18 protein-coding genes are annotated in these 22,948 nt (G+C 56.1%); 5 read left to right on the top strand and 13 right to left on the bottom strand.

Annotated features, from left to right (window positions below):
• Positions 1-9 precede the first annotated feature (9 nt).
• Together glpK and KGP21_RS27890 are read right to left on the bottom strand one after the other, a co-directional pair.
• On the bottom strand, positions 10-1,518 hold the full coding sequence (glpK, locus tag KGP21_RS27895) for a glycerol kinase GlpK (protein ID WP_021181885.1): 1,509 nt from the start codon (positions 1,516-1,518) through the stop codon (positions 10-12).
• A 43-nt stretch (positions 1,519-1,561) separates the two neighbouring features.
• Positions 1,562-2,407, bottom strand: a complete 846-nt coding sequence (locus tag KGP21_RS27890; RefSeq protein WP_223536644.1) for an MIP/aquaporin family protein — start codon at positions 2,405-2,407, stop codon at positions 1,562-1,564.
• Positions 2,408-2,928: 521 nt separating this feature from the next.
• On the opposite strand from KGP21_RS27890, the gene zapB reads away from it, so the two are divergent.
• Positions 2,929-3,168 (top strand): septal ring assembly protein ZapB, encoded by a 240-nt coding sequence (gene zapB / locus KGP21_RS27885; RefSeq protein WP_021181887.1) that lies wholly within the window; start codon positions 2,929-2,931, stop codon positions 3,166-3,168.
• Positions 3,169-3,222: 54 nt separating this feature from the next.
• Here zapB and rraA read toward each other — a convergent pair whose 3' ends face one another.
• The 7 genes from rraA to priA all read right to left on the bottom strand — a co-directional run bounded on the left by rraA (position 3,223) and on the right by priA (position 11,437).
• Positions 3,223-3,708 carry a ribonuclease E activity regulator RraA gene (rraA, locus tag KGP21_RS27880; RefSeq protein WP_021181888.1) on the bottom strand — a complete coding sequence of 162 codons (486 nt, stop codon included), beginning with the start codon at positions 3,706-3,708 and terminating at the stop codon, positions 3,223-3,225.
• Positions 3,709-3,812: 104 nt separating this feature from the next.
• Positions 3,813-4,730, bottom strand: a complete 918-nt coding sequence (locus KGP21_RS27875; protein WP_021807224.1) for a 1,4-dihydroxy-2-naphthoate polyprenyltransferase — start codon at positions 4,728-4,730, stop codon at positions 3,813-3,815.
• A gap of 97 nt (positions 4,731-4,827) precedes the next feature.
• Entirely contained in the window at positions 4,828-6,162 is a 1,335-nt protein-coding gene (hslU, locus tag KGP21_RS27870; RefSeq protein WP_021807223.1) for an HslU--HslV peptidase ATPase subunit, read from the bottom strand.
• Between the two features lie 12 nt (positions 6,163-6,174).
• Positions 6,175-6,705: an ATP-dependent protease subunit HslV gene (hslV, locus tag KGP21_RS27865; protein ID WP_021807222.1), complete on the bottom strand. Its 531-nt coding sequence runs from the start codon at positions 6,703-6,705 to the stop codon at positions 6,175-6,177.
• Positions 6,706-6,807: 102 nt separating this feature from the next.
• On the bottom strand, positions 6,808-7,737 hold the full coding sequence (gene ftsN / locus KGP21_RS27860; RefSeq protein ID WP_223500530.1) for a cell division protein FtsN: 930 nt from the start codon (positions 7,735-7,737) through the stop codon (positions 6,808-6,810).
• 195 nt (positions 7,738-7,932) lie between these two features.
• Positions 7,933-8,961 (bottom strand): DNA-binding transcriptional regulator CytR, encoded by a 1,029-nt coding sequence (cytR, locus tag KGP21_RS27855; protein WP_024482873.1) that lies wholly within the window; start codon positions 8,959-8,961, stop codon positions 7,933-7,935.
• Between the two features lie 280 nt (positions 8,962-9,241).
• Entirely contained in the window at positions 9,242-11,437 is a 2,196-nt protein-coding gene (gene priA, locus KGP21_RS27850) for a primosomal protein N' (RefSeq protein WP_021807219.1), read from the bottom strand.
• Between the two features lie 199 nt (positions 11,438-11,636).
• Here priA and rpmE point away from each other — a divergent pair, with 199 nt between their 5' ends.
• Positions 11,637-11,852, top strand: a complete 216-nt coding sequence (rpmE, locus tag KGP21_RS27845; protein ID WP_021181895.1) for a 50S ribosomal protein L31 — start codon at positions 11,637-11,639, stop codon at positions 11,850-11,852.
• A gap of 72 nt (positions 11,853-11,924) precedes the next feature.
• Here rpmE and metJ read toward each other — a convergent pair whose 3' ends face one another.
• Complete coding sequence (gene metJ / locus KGP21_RS27840) at positions 11,925-12,242, bottom strand: met regulon transcriptional regulator MetJ (RefSeq protein WP_006317756.1); 318 nt, start codon at positions 12,240-12,242, stop codon at positions 11,925-11,927.
• 318 nt (positions 12,243-12,560) lie between these two features.
• Between metJ and metB the strand changes: the two genes are divergently transcribed.
• From metB to metF, 3 genes are all read left to right on the top strand, one after another.
• Positions 12,561-13,721, top strand: a complete 1,161-nt coding sequence (gene metB / locus KGP21_RS27835; protein WP_021181896.1) for a cystathionine gamma-synthase — start codon at positions 12,561-12,563, stop codon at positions 13,719-13,721.
• 3 nt (positions 13,722-13,724) lie between these two features.
• Entirely contained in the window at positions 13,725-16,160 is a 2,436-nt protein-coding gene (locus KGP21_RS27830) for a bifunctional aspartate kinase/homoserine dehydrogenase II (RefSeq protein ID WP_021807218.1), read from the top strand.
• Between the two features lie 214 nt (positions 16,161-16,374).
• The gene (gene metF / locus KGP21_RS27825; RefSeq protein ID WP_021807217.1) at positions 16,375-17,274 is read left to right on the top strand and encodes a methylenetetrahydrofolate reductase; all 900 of its coding nucleotides are present in this window, start codon (positions 16,375-16,377) and stop codon (positions 17,272-17,274) included.
• Positions 17,275-17,310: 36 nt separating this feature from the next.
• On the opposite strand, the gene rihC is transcribed toward metF, so the two are convergent.
• The 3 genes from rihC to ppc form a co-directional block, all read right to left on the bottom strand.
• The gene (rihC, locus tag KGP21_RS27820) at positions 17,311-18,246 is read right to left on the bottom strand and encodes a ribonucleoside hydrolase RihC (protein WP_209523637.1); all 936 of its coding nucleotides are present in this window, start codon (positions 18,244-18,246) and stop codon (positions 17,311-17,313) included.
• Positions 18,247-18,310: 64 nt separating this feature from the next.
• Positions 18,311-19,681, bottom strand: coding sequence for a C4-dicarboxylate transporter DcuC (dcuC, locus tag KGP21_RS27815; RefSeq protein WP_037376433.1), 1,371 nt, complete (start codon positions 19,679-19,681; stop codon positions 18,311-18,313).
• A 333-nt stretch (positions 19,682-20,014) separates the two neighbouring features.
• Positions 20,015-22,651 (bottom strand): phosphoenolpyruvate carboxylase, encoded by a 2,637-nt coding sequence (ppc, locus tag KGP21_RS27810; RefSeq protein WP_021807214.1) that lies wholly within the window; start codon positions 22,649-22,651, stop codon positions 20,015-20,017.
• Positions 22,652-22,948 lie beyond the last annotated feature (297 nt).

Genomic DNA, 22,948 nt, shown 5'->3' with positions numbered 1-22,948 from the left:
TAAAACGAATCAGTCGTGATCTTCCCAGGCTTGCGCACGAGCCACGGCCTTTTTCCAGCCGCTGTAACGGAAATTACGCTCGGTAGTTTCGATACCCGGACGGAATTCACGCTCAATATTGGCTTTGCTCTTCACTTCATCCAGATCGCTCCAGTAGCCAATCGCCAGCCCGGCCAGATAGGCCGCGCCCAACGCCGTCACTTCACGCACTTCAGGACGTTCGACACGGGTGCCGAGGATATCGGACTGGAACTGCATCAGGAAGTTGTTGGCTACCGCACCACCGTCCACACGCAGCGATTGCAGACGGGTATTGGCATCGGCCTGCATAGCATCCAGCACGTCGCGGGTCTGGTAGGCGATAGACTCCAGCGTGGCGCGGATGATGTGGTTGCTGTTGACGCCGCGGGTCAGGCCGAAGATGGCGCCACGGGCATACGGGTCCCAGTAGGGGGCACCCAGGCCGGTGAAGGCGGGTACCACGTAGACGCCATTGCTGTCTTTGACCTTGGTGGCGAAGTATTCGGAGTCTGCGGCATCGCTAATCAGTTTCAGCTCGTCGCGCAGCCACTGGATAGAGGCGCCGCCGATAAACACCGCACCTTCCAGCGCATAGTTCACTTCGCCGCGTGGGCCGCAGGCGATGGTCGTCAGCAGGCCGTGGCTGGAGCGTACTGCCTCTTTGCCGGTATTCATCAACAGGAAGCAGCCGGTGCCGTAGGTGTTTTTCGCCATACCCGGCTGGACGCAGAGTTGGCCATACAGCGCCGCCTGCTGGTCACCGGCGATCCCGGCGATAGGAATACGCGTCCCGCCTTTACCCCCGATGTTGGTCTGGCCATACACTTCGGAAGAAGGGCGGACTGCTGGCAGCATGGCGCGTGGGATATCCAGCGCCTCCAGCATACGATCGTCCCAGTCCAGCTCATGGATGTTGAACATCATGGTACGTGAGGCGTTGGTGTAGTCGGTCACGTGAACCCGCCCTTGGGTCATCTTCCACACCAGCCAGGTGTCGACGGTACCAAACAGCAGTTCACCGCGCTTGGCACGTTCGCGCGCGCCTTCGACGTGGTCGAGGATCCATTTGACCTTGGTGCCGGAGAAGTAAGGGTCAACCACCAGGCCGGTATTGTGGCGGATATACTCTTCCAGGCCATCACGCTTGAGTTTTTCACAGATGTCGGCGGTGCGACGACACTGCCAGACGATCGCGTTATAAATCGGCTTCCCGGTCTCTTTTTCCCAGACGATGGTGGTTTCACGCTGGTTGGTAATGCCGATCCCGGCGATTTGGTCCGAACTGATATCGGCCTTGGCCAGCACTTCGACCAAGGTGGAACTTTGTGAGGACCAGATTTCCATCGGGTCGTGCTCTACCCAGCCGGCCTTCGGGTAGATCTGCGTAAATTCACGCTGTGAAACCGCAACAATATTGGCATCGTGATCGAGCACTACGGCACGTGAACTGGTGGTTCCCTGGTCGAGGGCGACAATGTATTTTTTTTCGGTTGTCATAATTTTGAGTCCTACTGTGGTTAACCGTTTAAAGCCGTGCCAATCACGCTTTACGTTGTTCTGGTTTAGTGGCGGGTTGCTCTTCCTCGAAGCAAACGTCACAAGGCAGATGGCGACCGATCAGCGCGCGATAACCAAAGGCACCCAAACCTGCACCGACGATAGGGCCGAAGATAGGCACCAGGAAGTAAGGGATGTCGCGAGCGCCGGTGAAGGCCACGCTGCCCCAGCCTGCCAGATAGGCGAACACTTTCGGGCCAAAGTCACGCGCCGGGTTCAGTGCAAAGCCGGTTAATGGTCCCATAGAGGCACCGATGACGGCAATCAGAATACCGATCAACAGCGGTGCCAGCGGGCCGCGTGGAATGCCGTTGCCGTCGTCTGTCAGTGCCAGGATCAGGCACATCAGGATGGCGGTGATCACGGTTTCTACCAGGAAGGCCTGGCCGACGGAGATATGTGCATTGGGATACGTCGAGAAAATGCCGGCCAATTCGAGGCTTTCGTTGCTGCCACGCACCATCTGGTGGGCGGCTTCAAAATCAAAGAACAGACTGTAATACAGCCCGTAGACCAGTGCTGCTGCGCAAAAGGCACCCGCAATCTGCGCAACGATGTAAGGGAGTACTTTGCGTCCATCAAAGCAGGCGAACAGCCACAGCGCGAGCGTGACGGCCGGGTTCAGGTGAGCACCGGAAATGGCGGCGGTCAGATAGATGGCCATCGCCACCCCCAGGCCCCAAATGATGCTGATTTCCCATTGGCCGAAGCTGGCACCTGCCAGTTTCAGCGCTGCCACACAGCCTACGCCAAAGAAAATCAACAGACCGGTGCCGAGGAATTCAGCGATGCACTGGCCTTTTAAGGTCGGACTGATGGTTTGGCTCATAATATTATTGTCCTGCAGACGACGGTTATAGGTTATCTAGGCTTGGCGCGTTGGCGTTGTGGCCTTGAGCTACAGAGTTTTTCTTCACGTCCTCTTATCGGTTGAGGATGTGATGTAAATTTATCGTTAACGAGCATAAACGAGAAATAGCGAAATCAAAATGTGTGTACTTCGTCATAAAATTGAGCGAATTCGCGTTGTTCGGTGTTCTTTCTGCACCATAAAACGGTGATCTGACCAGCTATTTTGTCTCTATTTGTTAACAACCCAGCCGTTTGGCAGCGGTGACTTTCAGCTTTGACCGATAGCCAGGGTAGGAAAATTGCAACAGAGTGCGCGTTGGGTCGGTATGTTGCTAGACACTGGGGGGCTGGCTACTTACAATCGTTTTTATTGCGGGAAAGGTTTTATCGAAACAGGCGTTGGGCCTGTTGGTTACGCGAGCATATTCGCAGTCGCTGCAGCTAAGGTTGCGGCGCTACTTATGGATGTACGCCTTGCTATCATGAGGGGACTGAAGAATGTCATTTGAAGTATTTGAAAAACTGGAAGCAAAAGTTCAGCAGGCGATCGATACCATCACGCTGTTGCAGATGGAAATTGAAGAGCTGAAAGAGAAAAACAATTCCCTGTCTCAGGAAGTCCAGAGTGCTGCGGGTAACCACGAGTCACTGGTGCGTGAAAACCAGCAGCTGAAAGAAGAGCAGCACGTGTGGCAAGATCGCCTGCGCGCATTGCTGGGTAAAATGGAAGAAGTCTGATCCATTAGCTCCAACGAAAAGGGCGCCTCAGGCGCCCTTTGTCATTTTCTGCGGTTACTCGATATCGAGCGGATCTTCAGAAAGGATGATGCCGGTGTTGTCGGCATACAGATGATCGCCAGAGAAGAAGGTCACACCGCCAAAATTAACGCGGATATCACTTTCGCCTATCGCTTCGCTGGTGGCTCCTACCGGGATTGCTGCCATCGCCTGAATGCCGATGTCCAGTTCTTCCAGATCGTCCACCTGGCGCACCGCACCGTAAACCACGATGCCTTCCCATTCGTTCTGAGTCGCCAGACGGGCCAGCTCCGCGTCGATCAGAGCTCGGCGTACCGAGCCGCCGCCGTCGATCACTAACACGCGGCCACGGCCGTTTTCTTCGAGCAGTTCAAACAGCAGGCCGTTATCCTCGAAGCATTTCACCGTAGTGATTTGCCCGCCAAATGAAGTACGCCCGCCAAAGTTGGAGAACAGAGGCTCAACTACGTTGACCTCTTCCTGATAGATATCGCAAAGTTCGGAAGTATCGTATTTCATAGGATTTTACGTCTGTTTGCCGCTGGAATAACCAGTATATCCCTTTATTCGCCCCGTTGGCAAAATCATCAGTGCCAGGATGCGTTCTGGTACGCAAGTCTCAACTAACTGAGCACCACGCCAATCGCAAACAGCACGTTGGCGAGCAACGCGGCCTTGACCATATGTTCCAGCATTGGACGCATGCCGACGGCCGTAGGGTCACGTAAGACACGCATTCCGTGGCGATACAGAAACGGGATGGCCAGCACAAACAGCCAGCCCCATAGGCTGTGCAGGTTAAGCAGGGTAAACAGGGCAAAGCAGACCACGGCGGCAATCAGCAGCGTTGCGTGGTAATAGCGCGCATTCTGTGGACCAAGGCGGACGGCCAGGGTATTTTTGCCGTTAGCGCGGTCACTTTCGATATCGCGCAGATTATTGATGTTCAACACCGCCGCTGCGAGCAGACCACAGGCGGTGGCTGGCAACATTACGACGCTATCGAAAGTGTGAGTCTGTAGATAGTAAGTGCCTGCCACGCTGAGCCAGCCGAAAAACACCAATACCGAAATATCGCCCAGCCCCAGATAACCGTAAGGTTTGGTGCCCACGGTGTAGGTAATGGCCGCGACAATCGCTAGCCCGCCCAGCACCAGGAAGCCCACCACATCGCTGGGTTTTTCACAGGCGACGGCGATTAGCCAGCAACCGGAAATGGCGATCAGCACTACCGTCAGCATCAAGGCCCGTTTCATCTGGCTTTGGGTGATCATGCCCTTTTGCATGCCGCGCAACGGACCGATACGGTCTTCTTTATCGCTGCCTTTTACCGCATCACCGTAATCGTTGGCCAGGTTGGAGAGGATCTGCAGCAGACCTGCGGTCAGCAGAGCCAACAGCGCCACGCCGGGCTTCAAGCTGCCCTGCCAGGCGGCGATCGCGGAACCGACAACGATGGAGGCAAAGGCCAATGGCAGGGTTCGTGGTCGTAAACTTTCCAGCCAGGCTCTGGCCGGGGTGGTGGTGGTTGATGAGCTCATATTTCGCTTCAGTAAGTCAAAAGACGGTGTCCGTTAAAAATAAATGTGGGAGGCAATGCCTCCCACAAAGATAACTGACAGGACAGTGATAGAGCGATTATAGGATAAAACGACTCAGATCTTCATCCGCTACCAGTTCATCCAGATGATTGCGCACGTATTCGGCGTCAATTGTAATGGATTGGCCGCCAATTTCACTCGCATCGTACGAAATATCTTCCATCAGACGCTCCAGCACGGTGTGCAAACGACGTGCGCCGATGTTTTCGGTGCTTTCGTTAACCTGCCAGGCGGCTTCAGCGATGCGGCGGATACCGTCAGCGGTGAAATCGATGGTGACGCCTTCGGTAGCCATCAACGCTTTGTACTGCTCGGTAAGCGACGCGCTTGGCTCGGTCAGGATACGTTCAAAATCTTCCGTGGTCAGCGCTTGTAGCTCAACGCGGATTGGCAGACGGCCTTGCAGTTCCGGGATCAGGTCGGAAGGGCTGGCAGTCTGGAATGCACCGGAGGCGATAAACAGAATGTGATCGGTTTTCACCATGCCGTGCTTGGTCGATACCGTACAGCCTTCCACCAGCGGTAGCAGGTCGCGCTGGACGCCCTCGCGGGACACGTCTGGGCCGGAGCTCTGGCCACTGCGCTTACAGATTTTGTCGATCTCATCGATAAACACGATACCGTGCTGCTCAACGGCTTCCACCGCCTGCTCTTTCAGCTCTTCCGGGTTTACCAGCTTGGCTGCTTCTTCTTCGATCAGCAGCTTGAAGGCTTCCTTGATCTTCACTTTACGCGGTTTCTGCTTCTGCCCACCGAGGTTCTGGAACATCGATTGCAGTTGATTGGTCATTTCTTCCATGCCCGGAGGAGCCATGATTTCCACGCCCATCGGGGCCGCAGCCAGATCGATTTCGATTTCTTTATCGTCCAACTGACCTTCACGCAGTTTCTTGCGGAATGCCTGGCGAGCGGCAGAGGGTTCTTGCTGCTCTTCGGCCTGGCCCCAGTTGTTTTTGGCCGGCGGGATCAGCACGTCGAGAATGCGTTCTTCTGCCATCTCTTCCGCACGGGTGCGGTTTTTCTCGATCGATTGCAGACGCACCATTTTCACGGCAGCATCGGTCAGATCGCGGATGATAGAGTCCACTTCCTTACCCACATAGCCCACTTCGGTGAACTTGGTGGCTTCTACCTTGATGAAGGGAGCGTTGGCCAGTTTAGCCAGACGGCGGGCGATCTCGGTTTTACCGACGCCAGTTGGGCCGATCATCAGAATGTTTTTTGGGGTCACTTCGTGACGCAGCATCTCGTTGAGCTGCATCCGGCGCCAGCGGTTGCGCAGGGCAATGGCGACGGCACGTTTGGCTTTGTTTTGGCCAATGATGTAGCTGTCCAGTTCGCTGACGATCTCGCGCGGGGTCATTTCAGACATGGTATTCGATCCTTACGCTTTGGAAGGCAATTCTTCAATGGTGTGGAAATGGTTGGTGTAAATACAGATGTCACCGGCGATGTTGAGGGATTTATCCACGATCTCGCGGGCGCTTAATTCGGTATTTTCCAACAGCGCACGAGCGGCAGACTGGGCATAAGGGCCACCAGAACCGATCGCAATCAAATCATTTTCAGGCTGGATCACGTCACCGTTACCGGTGATGATCAGCGAGGCATTCTCATCGGCTACCGCCAGCAGGGCTTCCAGCTTGCGCAGCATGCGGTCGGTACGCCAGTCTTTTGCCAGCTCAACGGCCGCTTTTACCAGATGGCCCTGGTGCATTTCCAGCTTACGCTCGAACAGTTCGAACAGGGTGAAAGCATCAGCGGTACCCCCGGCGAAACCGGCAATCACTTTATCGTTATACAGGCGACGGACTTTTTTGACGTTGCCCTTCATTACCGTGTTGCCCAGTGTGGCCTGGCCATCGCCACCGATCACTACCTGGCCGTTGCGGCGTACGCTTACAATTGTTGTCACGAGCAGACCCTCGTTGCGGACGGAAAGAAGTCCCCGCAGCCTCTGCGTTGGCAGAGACTACGAGGCATATTGAGACTATAGATGGGGGGAGATTGACGCTTTTCAACCCCCGACGGAGAGGGGAATGCAACTTGACATGCCAATGCCTTTCAGGCGCGACAGGGTTTTGTCTGCGGCGGTGCGGCTGCTGTATGGGCCGAGCATCACACGATTCCAGCCACCGCCTGCGGTGACCCGGCTTTCAACCCCTTCAAACGCCAGCTGTGCCCGTACCGACTCGGCCTGATCGGCTGCGCGGAACGAACCACATTGCACCATCCACTTCTGCTTCGACTCCGGTTTGGTTTCCGGCTTGGCCGCTTCCGTTTTTACTTCTTGTTTCACTTCTGGCTGACGGGTCTGCACTTGCGGAGTCACGGCCTGTGGTTTTGGTTGCTGTACCTGCGGCTTCGGCTGTTGTACCGGTTGCTGCTGCACGGGTGCTGCGCCGTTGTTGAACGGGTTGCGAGGCTGAGTGGTCTGCTGTTGCTGTACCGGTGGCGCTATCTGCTGCTGTACCGGCTGTTGTAACTGTTGTGGCCGCCCACCGTTACGCAGCTGTGAAGGATCGTTGTAAGGCACCTCAGACAGTTGCGTTGGGCGCTGCTGCATATCGGCCTGCATCTGCTCCAGCAATTGGCGCTGTTCGTCGGTCAACTGCGTTTTGGAGTTGACCTCTCCCCCGGCGGTTGGCTCGGTAGGTGTCTTGACGCCGATCTGGCGGTTCTCCAGCTCTTTGATGTAACGCCAACGCTCTTCCGGCTTCGGTGGCAGACCGTTGCCCGGGCGTGTGCCATGCGTAGGCAACATCGGCGTTTCATCCGGTTTGTTGTGGGTAATGAAATAAAGACCACCGATAAAGACAACCAGAATGGCGACGGCAAGCGCCACCACGGTTTTGGATACCTTTGGAGAACTGCGTTTTTTACGGCTGGGGGTCTTGCGCCGCGCTGCTCCTGAGCGCCCGCGGCCTACATAGTCTCTCTGTGCCACTATAATTCCGCTGTGTCGTGATGAGGTTAAAACCTATCCTCTAGCTATTTTATCGGCCATTTTGCATAAGCTTACTGCCCTGTAGGTGTAGGCAGGCTCCGGGGAGCGGTTCTGGCAAAATGACCACAACAATGATCATTACGCCGGTTTGGCCGGCGCTGGGTCAGCCATGTTACTTAACCCAAAAATATTTGACTAGCGTTTAGGGGCCGCTGTGCTGCCTCTGATGATCAATTCACTGTCCAGTAACCGGGAACCGCTGTTCACGGTTTGCCCATGCAACTGTTCCAGCAGCAGCAACATTGCCTGCTGACCAATCTGGAAGCGGGGCTGTGCCACGGTGGTCAGCGGTGGATCGCAATACTGCGCCAGCTTGATATCGTCAAAGCCGACAATCGACAGATCCTGCGGTACACGCAAGCCCAGCTTTTTCGCCTGGGACAATACGCCGATCGCCATGACGTCGCTGTGACAAAAGACCGCCGTTGGCGGTTTCGGCAGCGCCATCAGTGAGGCTAACGCCTGCGCACCGGCTTCGTAGGTGAAGTCACCCCGGGTAATATAGCTGCTTTCGACGGTAATGCCATTACGGCGTAGCGCCTGAATGTAGCCTTGCAACCGATAATGGCTCAGCGGCATCTGTTCTGGCCCGGCGATACAGGCGATCTGTTTATGGCCAAGCTGATGCAGATAATGTACGGCTTCAAACGCGGCGGTCAGGTTGTCGATATGTACCGTTGGCAGTTCCAGCTCCGGTGCAAACTCGTTGGCCATTACCATTGGCGGCAGGTTGCGTTGCTCTTCCTTGCTGGCGTCGAAAGGCAGGTTGGAGCCGAGCAGCAGCATGCCATCGATTTGTTTGGTGATGATCAGGTTAACGAAGGTGCGTTCCTGTTGGTTCTGCTGCGCACAGTCGCCGATCAGCACCAGGTAACCCTGCTGCGCTGCCGTTTGCTCGATCCCCTGGATCACGTCGGCAAAAAACGGATCGCAGATGTCCGGGACGATCACCAAGATAGTGCGGGATTCATTGCGTTTGATATTGCGTGTCAGGGCATGAGGGGAGTAACCCACGGCCAGCACGGCCTGTTCCACTTTCTGGCGCGTTGGCGTTGACACCTTTTCCGGATTCATCAGCGCACGCGACACGGTTGCCGTGGAAACGCCGGCCATTTCGGCAACGTCTTTCATGGTCGCCATGGGTAATTCTTGCTTGTGTTCCAACGCCTTTCTCCTTGCGTCAGCACCCGGCTAACGCGGTTACTTCAGTTTGCTCAAAAAGTCTGGCATGCAGTGGTGGTGGTGTTATTTTTAGCGTCATCCACATTCAAGCATTCCATTGCCTGGCTGAAAAAATGCCTTCACCGACATTCTAAACAGATTACGAGCCGCTTTTGTTACCTAATTTGCATGAAAAGTGTGACGCAGGAAGGTTTTTTCGTGTTCGCTCGCAAATTGTGGTGTAAACGTTTGCTTTTAACCATGGAATTGAGAGTTTTCTTAATCAACTATCAATGGGATCAACGTCTAACGTCCATTTGACTTTACGTGCCTGAGGCAGGGTGCCAATCAATGGCAACGTGCTTTTTATCAGGTGCTGTAACAGTTTTCTGGACGGGTGCTGCAACAACAGTTGCCAGCGGAAGCGACCCCCGCGTTTGGGTTGCAGTGCCGGAACCGGGCCCATTACCCACAGCGAATCATCCTTCAGCGGGCTGGCTTCCAACAGATTGCGTAGCTGCTGTAAGAACAGCGGTGCCTGCTGATTATCGTGATCTTCCGAACGCACGATGATGTGGCTGGTGTAGGGCGGCAGGAAGACGCTGCTACGCTCGGCCAGGGTTTGCTTGGCAAAGGCGTCGTAACCCTGTTGTAACAGGATTTGCAGTAGCGGGTGCTCCGGGTGATGGGTTTGCAGCAGCACCTCGCCCTGCTTGCCCGCCCGCCCGGCACGGCCTGAAACCTGAGTATAGAGCTGGGCAAACCGCTCGGCAGAACGGAAATCGGCGGAGAATAGCGCGCCGTCCACGTCGAGCAACGCCACCAGGGTGACATCCGGGAAGTGGTGGCCTTTGGCCAGCATTTGCGTGCCGATCAGGATACGCGGGCCGCCACGGTGAATATCGGCCAGATGCTGTTCCAGTGACCCCTTGCGGCTGGTGGTATCGCGATCGATACGGGTAATGGCGGTTTCCGGGAACAGGGGAGCCAGTTCGTTCTCCAACTGTTCAGTACCGACGCCGACGGAAACCAGGTTGGTGGTACCGCACTGCGGGCACTGATGTGGCACCGGGCGCTGGCTGTCGCAGTGGTGGCAGCGCAGCTGGCGTTGATGCTGGTGGAACGTGTAGTAATGGTCGCAGCGCTGGCATTCGGCGATCCAACCGCACTCATGGCACAGCAGCGCGGGGGCATAGCCACGGCGGTTAAGGAACAGGATCACCTGATTGCCGTTCTTCAGGTGGTGCTGCATGCTTTTCAGCAGAGGCTGAGAGAGCCCGACCTTCAGCGGCAGGCCTTTCAAATCGATCAGATGCTGATTGGCCGGTTTGGCGTTGCCCGCCCGCTGGGTCAGTTTGAGCTGGCGGTATTTGCCTAACTGCACGTTGTGCAGCGTTTCCAGCGCCGGTGTTGCAGAGCCCATCACTAGTGGGATGTTTTCGGCGTGAGCGCGGAATACCGCCAGATCGCGAGCGTGATAGCGCCAGCCTTCCTGCTGTTTATAGGAGCTGTCGTGTTCTTCGTCGATGATGATCACCCCAAGGCGTGAGAAGGGGGTGAACAACGCCGAGCGGGTGCCGATCACAATGGCGGCTTCACCGCTGCGCGCGCGTAGCCAAACGGCCAGCCGTTCGCTGTCGTTCAGGCCGGAGTGCAGGACTTCTACCGGTGCGTTGAAGCGTTCACGAAAGCGAGCGATGGTCTGCGGGGTGAGGCCGATCTCCGGCACCAACACCAGCGCCTGCTTACCTTTCGCCAGGATATTTTCCAGCACGCTGAGGTAAACCTCGGTTTTGCCGGAGCCGGTGACCCCGGCCAGCAGCCAGGCGGCAAACTGCTCGTCTTCACTGCGGATAGCGCCCACGGCGGTGGCCTGCTCGGTATTGAGCCGCAATCGTTCGCCGAGCACGGCAAAGCCTGGCCGCCAATCCTGCGTTGCTACCGTTTGCGAACGCAGGTCGATCAAGCCTTTGGCCCGCAGCGCCTGGAGCGCGCTTTCCGTCAGCTCCAATTCGCTGACCTGATGGCGATACACCGGGCGTTGCAGCAGTGCCGCCAGTGCCTGTTGCTGCTTTGGCGCACGCTTCAGGCTTTCCGGCGGGGTTGCGCGCCCCTGCTCGGTAGCAAACCATTGCCACAGCGGGGCGGCTTCTGCGGGCTTACCCTGACGCAGCAGAATGGGCAGCGCATGGAACAACACTTCACCGATCGGGTAATGGTAGTATTCGCTGGCCCACAGCAGGATGCGCCACAAGCTGGTGGTGAACAGCGAGTCGTTATCCAGCAGGCCATCGATGGGCTTGAGCTTTTCCAGCGGCAGTTCACTGCTCTCGCTGCTGCCGGTGATGATGCCTATCGCCCGTTGCTTTCCCCAAGGCACACTGACGCGCGCGCCGATGACCGGCTGCAGGCCTGCGGGCAGCAGATAATCGAAGGTGCGGGCAAGGGGAACCGGTAGAGCAACGTGTACAACAGGCATGTGGCTGTCCAGGTAGAAAAAAGTGTTGGCTAGTTTACACGGTAGGCTGGCAAATGTACGGATCCGATTGCGCGCTACATTTTATTCTGTATAATTTGCCGCCTTTGGTATAATCCCATATCAAAACCTATTATCAACCACGTGTGGTGTCTGGCGGAACAGGGCTGGATAGCGACACGGCCTTAACTGAGGTTCTCCCATGAAAAAAGGTATTCACCCTAAATACGAAGAAGTTACTGCAAACTGCTCTTGCGGTAACGTGATCAAAATCCGCTCTACCGTGGGTCACGATCTGAACCTGGACGTTTGTGGCGAATGCCACCCGTTCTACACTGGCAAGCAGCGTGATGTTGCTACCGGTGGCCGCGTTGACCGCTTCAACAAGCGTTTCAGCGTGCCAGGCGTTAAGAAATAAGTTTTCTTATCGTCAGATGAAAAAGGCGCCTTCGGGCGCCTTTTTTCGTTTTTGCCTTCGGTGCAGGCAGGATCAATATTCCCAGGTATCAGGGTCGACACCCAATTCTCGCATCAGTACTTTCGCGGCTTCCGGGATTTCATCGCTGCGTTCTTTGCGCAGGTCTTCATCGTTCGGCAGCGGCTGGCCGGTAAAGGCGTGCAGGAATGCTTCACACAGCAGTTCGCTGTTGGTGGCGTGGCGCAGGTTGTTTACCTGGCGACGAGTCCGTTCATCCGTCAGGATTTTCAGCACCTTCAGCGGAATGGATACCGTGATTTTTTTGACTTGCTCGCTCTTTTTACCGTGTTCAGCGTAAGGGCTGACATACTCGCCGTTCCACTCAGCCATGGGACACCTTAAAATTGTCTGAAAAATACAAAATTCTAAAAACCGGCCAATTATGCCCGATCTTCACTGTGCTCACTAAATAAATGTCTACTTTACGCGATAAGGGTCACTGAATCTGATGATTTAATAGGCTATGCCTATGCATTGTTGGGCTGACATCTTATCAATATTACAAACCGCCATAATTTTAGCGGGTATTGTCCCTTTGCTCAATCTATACGCAAAGAAGTTTAGATGTCCAGATGTATTGACGTCTATATCCGCTGCGGTTAATCTTTAAGCCTCATTCCCCCCACTTTCCGAGAGCCGAGCCACCCTATGACGCGTAAACCAGCCACGATTGCCGTACGTAGCGGTCTGAATGATGACGAACAGTACGGCTGCGTCGTTCCGCCGATCCATCTTTCCAGCACCTATAACTTCACCGATTTCAACCAGCCCCGAGCTCATGATTACTCACGCCGTGGTAACCCTACGCGTGATGTCGTGCAGCGTGCGCTGGCAGAATTGGAAGGAGGTGCGGGGGCGGTGATGACCGGGAGCGGGATGTCGGCAATCCATCTGGTGACCACGGTATTTCTCAAGCCGGGCGATCTGCTGGTGGCCCCTCATGATTGCTACGGCGGCAGCTACCGCCTGTTCGATAGCCTGAGCAAACGCGGGGCGTATCGGGTGCTGTTTGTCGATCAAGGAAATGAAGCCGCATTGCGCGATGCGTTGGCGCAAAAACCGAAGTTGGTGCTGATCGAAAGCCCAAGCAACCCGCTATTACGCGTGGTGGATATCGCGGCCATCTGTAAAGCTGCCCACGAAGCCGGTGCGCTGACCGTGGTAGACAACACCTTCCTCAGCCCGGCGCTGCAACAGCCGATCGAACTGGGTGCCGATCTGGTCGTCCACTCTTGTACCAAATACCTCAACGGCCACTCCGACGTGGTTGCGGGCGCGGTGATTGCTAAAGATAAAGATCTGGCGGTCGAGCTGGCCTGGTGGGCCAACAATATCGGCGTCACCGGCGCGGCATTCGATAGCTATTTGTTATTGCGGGGGATGCGTACCCTGTCGCCGCGTATCAAGGCTGCACAACATAATGCCGAGGCGATTGTCGGCTATTTACAGCAGCAACCCTTGGTCAAAAAGCTGTATCATCCTTCCTTGCCAGAAAACCCTGGCCATGAGATTGCGTGCCGTCAGCAACGTGGGTTCGGTGCCATGCTCAGCTTTGAACTGGATGGGGATGAAGCGCTGCTGCGCCGTTTCCTGTCTGCTCTGGAGCTGTTTACGCTGGCGGAATCCCTGGGTGGCGTAGAAAGCCTGATCTCACATGCGGCAACCATGACTCACGCCGGTATGGCGCCAGAAGCGCGTGCCGCAGCGGGGATTTCCGAAAGCCTGCTGCGTGTTTCCGTGGGGATTGAAGACAGCGAAGATTTGATTGCCGATCTGGAACAAGCCTTCCAGGCGGCGGCTACGAGGTAAGTCATGAATGCAATTGCGGTAGCAGGGCCGGTTAGCGGGCGTCAACTGCACAAATTTGGCGGCAGCAGCCTGGCAGATGTGAAGTGTTATCTGCGGGTGGCCGGGATCATGGCCGAATACAGCCAGCCGGGTGACATGATGGTGGTGTCGGCGGCGGGGAGCACCACCAACCAACTGATCAGCTGGCTGAAGCTTAGCCAGAGCGATCGCCTTTCCGCGCATCAGGTGCAGCAAACGCTGCGCCGTTATCACAGTGAGCTGATCGGCGGGTTGTTGCCGGCGGAAACGGCGGAACCGCTGATTGCCGAATTTATCCACGATCTTGAGCGCCTGGCGATCCTGTTGGACGGCAAGGTTGATGATGCGGTGTATGCCGAAGTGGTGGGGCACGGTGAGATCTGGTCAGCCCGCCTGATGGCTGCGGTGCTGAACAAGCAGGACATGCAGGCGGCATGGCTGGACGCGCGTGATTTCCTGCGTGCCGAACGTGCGGCACAGCCGCAGGTCGACGAAGGTCGTTCCTATCCGTTATTGCAGCAACTGCTGGCTCAACATCCCGGCAAACGTCTGGTAGTAACCGGCTTTATTTCGCGTAATGACAGCGGTGAAACCGTGCTGCTGGGGCGCAACGGCAGTGACTATTCCGCCACGCAGGTTGGCGCGTTGGCCGGAGTGGAGCGAGTCACCATCTGGAGCGACGTGGCCGGGGTTTACAGCGCCGATCCGCGCAAAGTGAAAGATGCCTGCCTGCTGCCGCTGTTGCGTCTGGATGAGGCCAGCGAGCTGGCCCGCCTGGCGGCTCCGGTGCTACATACCCGAACCCTGCAGCCGGTGTCTGGCAGCGATATCGATCTGCAACTGCGTTGCAGCTATCAGCCGGAGCAGGGGTCGACCCGTATCGAGCGCGTGCTGGCTTCCGGCACCGGTGCCAAAATTGTCACCAGCCACGATGATGTCTGCCTGATCGAACTCAGCGTTGCGCCGCAGCATGACTTCAAGCTGGCGCAGAAAGAGTTGGATCTGGTGCTCAAGCGCGCGCAGATCAAACCGTTGGCCGTAGGGGTTCATCCTGACCGTAACCTGATCCAGCTGTGCTACACCTCTGAAGTGGTGGGCAGCGTGCTGCGCATTTTGCAGGAGGCTGGGCTACCGGGTGAACTGCAACTGCGTGAAGGGTTGGCGCTGGTAGCGTTGGTGGGCGCGGGCGTGTGCAAAAATCCGCTGCATAGCCATCGTTTCTATCAGCAGTTGAAGGACCAGCCGGTGGAGTTCATCTGGCAGGCCGAGGATGGTATCAGCCTGGTGGCCGTGCTGCGTCAGGGGCCGACTGGTCTGCTGATCCAGGGCCTGCACCAAACGCTGTTCCGCGCGGAAAAGCGTATTGGCCTGGTGCTGTTTGGCAAAGGCAATATTGGTTCGCGTTGGCTGGAGCTGTTTGCTCGTGAACAGAAGAATATCTCTGCGCGCAGCGGCTTTGAGTTTAGCCTGGCAGGGGTGGTGGATAGCCGTCGCAGCCTGCTCGATTATGACGGATTGGATGCCAGCCGCGCGCTGGCGTTCTTTGAAGATGAAGCGCAGGAACTGGACGAAGAGTCGCTGTTCCTGTGGATGCGGGCGCACCCGTTCGACGATCTGGTGGTGCTCGACGTCACCGCCAGTGGGGAGTTGGCGGAGCAATATCTGGACTTTGCCAGCTATGGTTTCCATGTGATCAGCGCCAACAAGCTGGCGGGGGCCTCATGCAGCGCCAATTACCGCCAGATCCGCGATGCGTTTGCCAAAACGGGCCGCCACTGGCTGTATAACGCCACCGTGGGAGCCGGATTACCGGTGAACCATACCGTGCGCGATCTGCGCGACAGCGGGGATAGCATCCTTGCGATCAGCGGCATCTTCTCCGGCACGCTTTCCTGGCTGTTCCTGCAGTTTGACGGCACGGTGCCGTTCACCGATCTGGTGGATCAGGCCTGGCAGCAGGGGCTGACGGAACCGGATCCGCGTGTTGACCTGTCAGGACAAGACGTGATGCGTAAGCTGGTGATCCTGGCGCGTGAAGCGGGTTATGACATTGAACCTAACCAGGTGCGTGTGGAGTCGCTGGTGCCAGCAGGCGCGGAGCAAGGATCCATCGACCAGTTCTTCGAGAACGGCGACGCGCTGAATCAGCAAATGCTACAGCGTTTCGAAGCGGCCAACGAAATGGGCCTGGTGCTGCGCCACGTGGCGCGTTTCGATGCTAATGGCAAAGCGCGCGTTGGCGTTGAGGCCGTGCGGCCAGAACACCCGCTGGCTTCGCTGCTGCCCTGTGACAACGTGTTCGCCATCGAGAGCCGCTGGTACCGCGACAACCCGCTGGTGATCCGTGGGCCAGGGGCCGGTCGCGACGTGACGGCTGGAGCCATCCAGTCCGACCTTAACCGCTTGGCACAACTGCTTTAAATCCTCACTTTAAACTCGGGGGTGGCGCCGCGCTGCCCCCGTTCAATCCTTCAACATGAAATTCTCTCATCTTGCGTGAGGATTAATCATCGTATCTCCCTCACTTTCCTGTTGACTCTTCAGGCAACATCCGGCATTTTCTATCTAGACGTCTAAACGTATAGACGCTTATTATAACGAAGCAAAACAGTGATCGATAAGAGGCGGACAGGGTATGAGTTTTTATCACGCAAACCAGCGGGAAGCGCTGAATCAGAGTCTGGCAGAGTTAAACGGCCAGATTAACGTGTCGTTCGAGTTCTTCCCGCCGCGCACCAGCGAGATGGAAGATACCTTGTGGCAGTCGATCGATCGCCTGAGCAGCCTCAAACCCAAGTTTGTTTCTGTGACCTACGGTGCCAACTCGGGTGAGCGCGACCGTACCCACAGCATCATCAAGGGGATCAAAGAGCGCACTGGTCTGGAAGCAGCGCCTCACCTGACCTGTATTGATGCCAGCCCGGCGCAGCTGCGTGAGATCGCTACTGATTACTGGAACAGCGGTATCCGCCATATCGTTGCGCTGCGTGGCGATTTACCACCAGGCGGTGGCAAGCCGGAGATGTATGCGACCGATCTGGTCACGCTGCTCAAAGACGTCGGCGACTTTGATATTTCTGTCGCGGCCTACCCGGAAGTGCATCCGGAAGCGAAAAGCGCCCAGTCAGACCTGATCAACCTGAAACGTAAAATCGATGCCGGTGCCAACCGTGCCATCACCCAGTTCTTCTTCGACGTTGAAAGTTATCTGCGTTTTCGTGACCGCTGTGTGACTGCTGGCATCGACGTAGAAATCGTGCCTGGCATTCTGCCAGTGTCCAACTTCAAGCAGCTACAGCGCTTTGCCACCATGACCAACGTGCGGGTGCCAAGCTGGATGACTAGCATGTTTGCCGGGCTGGATGACGATGCGGAAACCCGCAAGATGGTCGGCGCCAATATCGCCATGGATATGGTGAAGATCCTGAGCCGCGAAGGAGTCAAAGATTTCCACTTCTATACGCTCAACCGGGCGGAAATGAGTTACGCTATCTGCCATACCCTGGGCGTGCGCCCCGCTGCAGTGGTGGGCTGATAGATAGCGGTTGCCGTTGCGGCAACCGCGACATCATCAAGGGACGGCCGGGTGCGTGAGCATCTCCACAAACCACTGCCGGAATCCTTCGACATCGATTTCTAGACAGACTTCGGCATTGGCTGGCAGTTTCAAACGGTTGGCCAGATCGACGCAGGTCGTTCCTCTGGTCAGCTCACCTTGCGTTTCTACCGCCACATGGCAGGCCTGAGTGGTAAATAGCTCGGGTTTTGCCAGATAGGCCAGAGCGCATAAATCATGCATTTTCAGCCCACGGCTCATACTCCCACCCCGATAGTGTTGGAACAGGCTATGCAGCATGGCCCCGGTGCGGTTCAGCGTCGGTAAGCTGGCTATCATCTCGGCGGTGAGCGTAGCCCGGTTGGTGACGTCCAGACCGCACATGACAATCGGGATACCGCTGGCAAACACCATGCTGGCGGCCTCGGGATCCACGTAGATATTGAACTCCGCGTTTGGCGTATGGTTGCCACGGCTGGCGGAGCCTCCCATCATGACGATCCGCGCGATGGATGGTTTACATTCCGGGTAGAGCGTGAGCAACAGGGCAATGTTGGTTAACGGGCCAATCGGCACCAAGACTATCGGTTCCTTGCTGGCCAGTAGCAGGTCACGCATCACTTCAACGGCATGACCGTCAAGGATCTGCCGTGTCGGCTTTTCAAACTCGTATCCATCCAGGCCGGAGTTGCCGTGAATATGGCTGGCATCCTCCAGTTTACGTACCAGCGGAGCCGCTGCCCCGCGAGCTACGGGCGTTGATGCGCCCAGGAAATGCAGTAGGCGTAGCGCATTGTTGGTGGTTTTATCCACGCTAACGTTGCCAGCGACCGTACTTACCAGGCGCAGGTCGATTTTGGGATGAAACAGCGCGGCAACCAGCGCGACGGCGTCATCAATACCGGGATCGGTATCCAGGATCATGGCAATAGGTGCAGAGTTAGAGGACATAATATCTCCCATACAGAGTTAGTGCTGATGGTCAAAATAGCTGATAGTGCTCATTTGCATCTCCTCAGAACGAATAGCGGATCAGCGTGAAAATCAGGGTGGCGATAAACCCGATCAGCAACGGCACCGAGGTTCTTTTGACCACCTCAATCGGGCTGACTTTGACTACTGATGCCACGATGATCACCACCGCAGAGACTGGCGACATCGCACGGATAAGGTTTGAGGTCAGCTGCATCGGCAGGGCAATCATCACCGGATCGACGTGAGCCTGAGTGGCTATCGAAGGAATGAGCTCGATAAAGGAGTAAAACACCGCATTACCGCTACCGCTGATCAGCGTGATCAGCGCGGTCAGGCCAGAGAAGATAAACATCAGGCCGATCCCGGCGTTGTTGACCTCTTTAACCAGCGAGGCCACGGTGCCGATGGCCCCGATGACGGTCAACCCGGCCACCAGGGTGCTGGCAGCCACGATCAACACCACCACCTGCGAGAAGCCTTGCCCCATGCCGGTAAAGAACAGCGACGAGTTTTTCATTTGCTCGCGCAGGTCGCCCTTGCGGATCAGTTCCACAATAAAGGCCAGGGCAAACGAGAACAGGGTAATTTCCACCAGGCCGATTTTTATCTGGCGGAAGAACAGGCCAAATACCACGATCAGGAATAACGGGATCAGCGGGAATATGGCGTAGTAAGCCGGAGGGAGCAGGCTGTTGGTGGCCAATTTACTCTCATCGACGTCGGTAAACGCGGCGGCACCCTGGCGCTTATCCATGTACTTTTGCCAGAAATAGTGCGCGATGCCGATAATGACCAGCACCGGCAGTGAGATAACGGCATGGTGCATAGTGACGTAGTCCACCACGTGTTCGAAACCCAGGATTTTGGCTGCGACCACATTATCGCCACCCAGCGGTGTGGGTACGATGGTGGCAGTGGTGGCAATGACCCCGGCGGCGCTGAGTGAGGACATGTTTGCCACGCGCAGAATGGGGTAAAGCGTAGCCATTAAAATCACGGCGAGTGAGGCGGCGCTGGGAATAATCAATGACAGCAGTGACCCTATCCAGAACACGATCGGTACCAGAATATAGGGGGAGCGGATCTTCGCGATGGGTTTTGACATGATTTTAACCGCGACATCGTTTGCGCCAATGTGCGACATATAAGCGGAAAAGCCGAACAGCACCATGATGATGATGCCTGCCCGGCTAAACTGCTTGATGAAATCCAGCTCGATTTGTTTTAACGGATCCAACCAGACGGTGCCCGTCCCCGTTCCGGCGCTCAAAATCGGCAAGCCCAAGGTGGCTGCCGCCAACATGAGTACGATCCCTGAGCTAAACAACACCAGCTTGGTGTCGTAATTCTTGGCAATGGCGTAACCGGCCACGACGAGTACTGCCAAGCTGATTATTAGTGCTACATCCATTTACTTTCCCTGTCATTATCAATCTTCATGATAAATATCTTTCTGTGAAGGTATTTTCAAGAAGGTAAGGTCTTTGGCTATTACCAGTAACGAATAGTACCGGTAATTTTGATGTTAACTGCATTATTGGACCACAAGTTCAGCATAATCAATGCAAAAGGTGTGGTCAAACTGAGCATGGATTCAGAATGAGAGTCAGCAATAACAGTCTTGATAACCCGTAGCGAGTGACCGCTGGGGCAAAATATGCAGATTAGGAACGGGGGATAATCGAGGGAGAGAATAAGCACCGACGCCGATCGCATCGGTGCTTGCTGCAAAGATGAAGCAATATTAGCCGGTGTTGCGCATCCCGGCCGCCACGCCAGCAATAGTGACCATCAGCGCCTGTTCAACGCGGGCATCCGGATGCTCCTGCTGGCGCGAACGGTGCAGCAGCTCGGCCTGCAACACGTTCAGCGGGTCGGTGTAGACGTTGCGCAACGCGATAGATTCAGCGATCCACGGCAGGTCTTCCATCAGATGGTCGTCGTTGGCAATGGTCAGCACCGTCTTGATATCGCTGGCCAATTGATCACGCAACTGTTGGCCGAGCGGCCACAGGGACTTGTCTACCAGACGCTGATCGTAGTATTCGGCCAGCCACAGGTCGGCTTTGGCGTATACCATCTCCAGCATTGCGATACGGGTAGAGAAGAACGGCCAGTTGTGGCACATGGCTTCCAACTGGTCCTGTTTGCCAGCCTTCACCGCTTCCTGCAGGCCAGCACCGGCACCCAGCCAGGCTGGCAGCATCAGGCGGTTCTGCGTCCAGGCGAAGATCCACGGAATGGCACGCAGGCTTTCAACACCGCCGTTCGGGCGGCGTTTGGCCGGGCGTGAACCCAATGGCAGTTTCCCCAGTTCCTGCTCTGGCGTAGCGGCGCGGAAGTAAGGCACAAACTCAGGGTTTTCACGCACGTAACCGCGATACATGTTGCACGAGGTTTCGGACAGTTCATCCATCAGCGTGCGCCATTCTGGCTTAGGCTCCGGCGGTGGCAACAGGTTGGCTTCCAACACCGCACCGGCGTACAGCGCCAGGCTGCTGATGGTGACTTCTGGCAGACCGAATTTAAAGCGGATCATCTCGCCCTGTTCGGTCACGCGCAGGCCACCTTTCAGGCTGCCTGGTGGTTGGGACAGCAGAGCGGCGTGCGCAGGTGCGCCACCACGGCCAATGGAACCACCACGGCCATGGAACAGCGTCAGTGCTACTCCGGCCTTCTCACAGGTTTTGATCAGTGCGTCCTGTGCACGGTATTGCGCCCAGGAGGCCGCCATCACGCCAGCATCTTTTGCCGAGTCGGAATAGCCGATCATGACCATCTGTTTGCCCTGAATAAAACCGCGATACCAGTCGATGTTCAGCAACTGGGTCATCACGTCTTCGGCGTTGTTCAGATCGTCGAGGGTTTCGAAAAGCGGGGCCACCGGTAGCGCGAATGGGCAACCAGTCTCCTTTAACAACAGGTGCACAGCCAAGACGTCGGACGGGGTACGTGCCATGGAAATGACGTAGGCGGCGATCGAACCTTGTGGCGCTTCGGCGACTACCTTGCAGGTTTCCAGCACTTCCTGAGTGTCTGCACTCGGCTCCCACTTCAGTGGCACCAGCGGACGCTTGGAGTTCAGCTCACGGATCAGGAATGCCTGTTTGTCAGCTTCTGACCAGCTCTCATAATCCCCCAGGCCCAGATAGCGGGTCAGTTCGGCAATGGCTTCGGTATGGCGGGTGCTTTCCTGGCGCACGTCGATACGCACCAGCGGCACGCCAAAGCAGCGCACGCGGCGCAGCGTGTCCAGCAGTTGGCCGTTGGCGATAATGCTCATGCCACAGGCCACCAAAGATTGGTAGCAGGCATACAGCGGTTCCCACAGCTGTTCGTTATGTTCCAGCAGATCGTGCGGACGCAGCACGCGTTCACCCTTCAGGCGGCCTTCAAGGTAGGCCTGGGAGCTCATCAGCTGGCTGCGCAGTTGCTTCATCAATTCGCGATAAGGTTCTTGAACTTCGTCACCACCGGCCAATGCCCGCAGTTCCGGGGTACATTCGGTCATCGACAGTTCGGAAACCAGCACCTGAATATCACGGGTGAACAGATCGCAGGCCTTCCAGCGGCTCAGCAACAGCACGTGACGGGTGATTTCGGCGGTCACGTTCGGGTTGCCGTCGCGGTCGCCACCCATCCAGGAGGTGAAGCGGATAGGCACGGCTTCTACCGGCAGGCGGTAATCGATGGAGTTTTCCAACTGTTCGTTGAATTCGCGTAGGAAGGCCGGTACGCCTTCCCACAGGCTGTTTTCCACCACGGCAAAGCCCCATTTGGCTTCATCAACCGGGGATGGGCGATTCTTGCGGATCTCGTCGGTATGCCAGGATTGCGCGACCAACTGGCGCAGACGGCGCATGATTTTATTACGCTCGTAGTCGGCCAGATCGTTATGGTCCAGTTGGCTCAGGCAGGTGTTCACCTCAACCAGCTTGTGGATCAGGGTGCGGCGGGTAATTTCCGTTGGGTGAGCGGTCAGGACCAGCTCGATGGAAAGATCGTCCACCGCCTTTTGCAGCTGTTTGTTATCCAGCTTGTTGTCTTTCAGCTTGGTAAACAACTGCGCCAAGGCTTCCGGGTTGCTGGCCGCTTCGCCGTGCGGCGAGATGCTGTGGTATTGCTCGGCAACGTTGGTCAGGTTGAGGAATTGACTGAAGGCGCGGGCAACGGGCAGCAGCTCATCGTTAGACAGGTTCTGCAGCGTAGAGAGCAGCTCCTGACGATGCGCCTCGTTACCGGCACGTGAGGATTTGGAAAGCTTACGGATAGTTTCAACGCGATCGAGAATATGCTCGCCCAGCGCTTCTTTAATGGTATCGCCTAGCAGTTTGCCGAGCATACTGACATTACTTCGCATTGCCGAATATTGTTCGTTCATATAATCCCTGACCCAGTTCTTTGCATACTTATCATCCTCCGATTGCAGCGTTTTTCACCACTATCTGAACACGATGAGTACGTGATTTTTCATCTTGTAAGTAAATTTCACGTGCCGTCGCAGCCTGCCGGTTTTAGCCGATCACGTGCCTGTCCAATCATCAATTGACACTATTTTTAGCAAAAAAACATCAAATTCGGCGTATTTTCTGAAATTTAATTACGCGCTGCCGGTTATCAGTCTGGCTTATCGGCGTAAATTGCTACGCCTTAAGAGGTAGGGGATGGTAACCCATTC

This window comes from Serratia sp. JSRIV004 (assembly GCF_019968705.1).
Lineage (GTDB): Bacteria > Pseudomonadota > Gammaproteobacteria > Enterobacterales > Enterobacteriaceae > Chania > Chania fonticola_B.
Note: the sequence above shows the minus strand (reverse complement) of the source record. Positions and strands in the feature narration are given on the sequence as shown.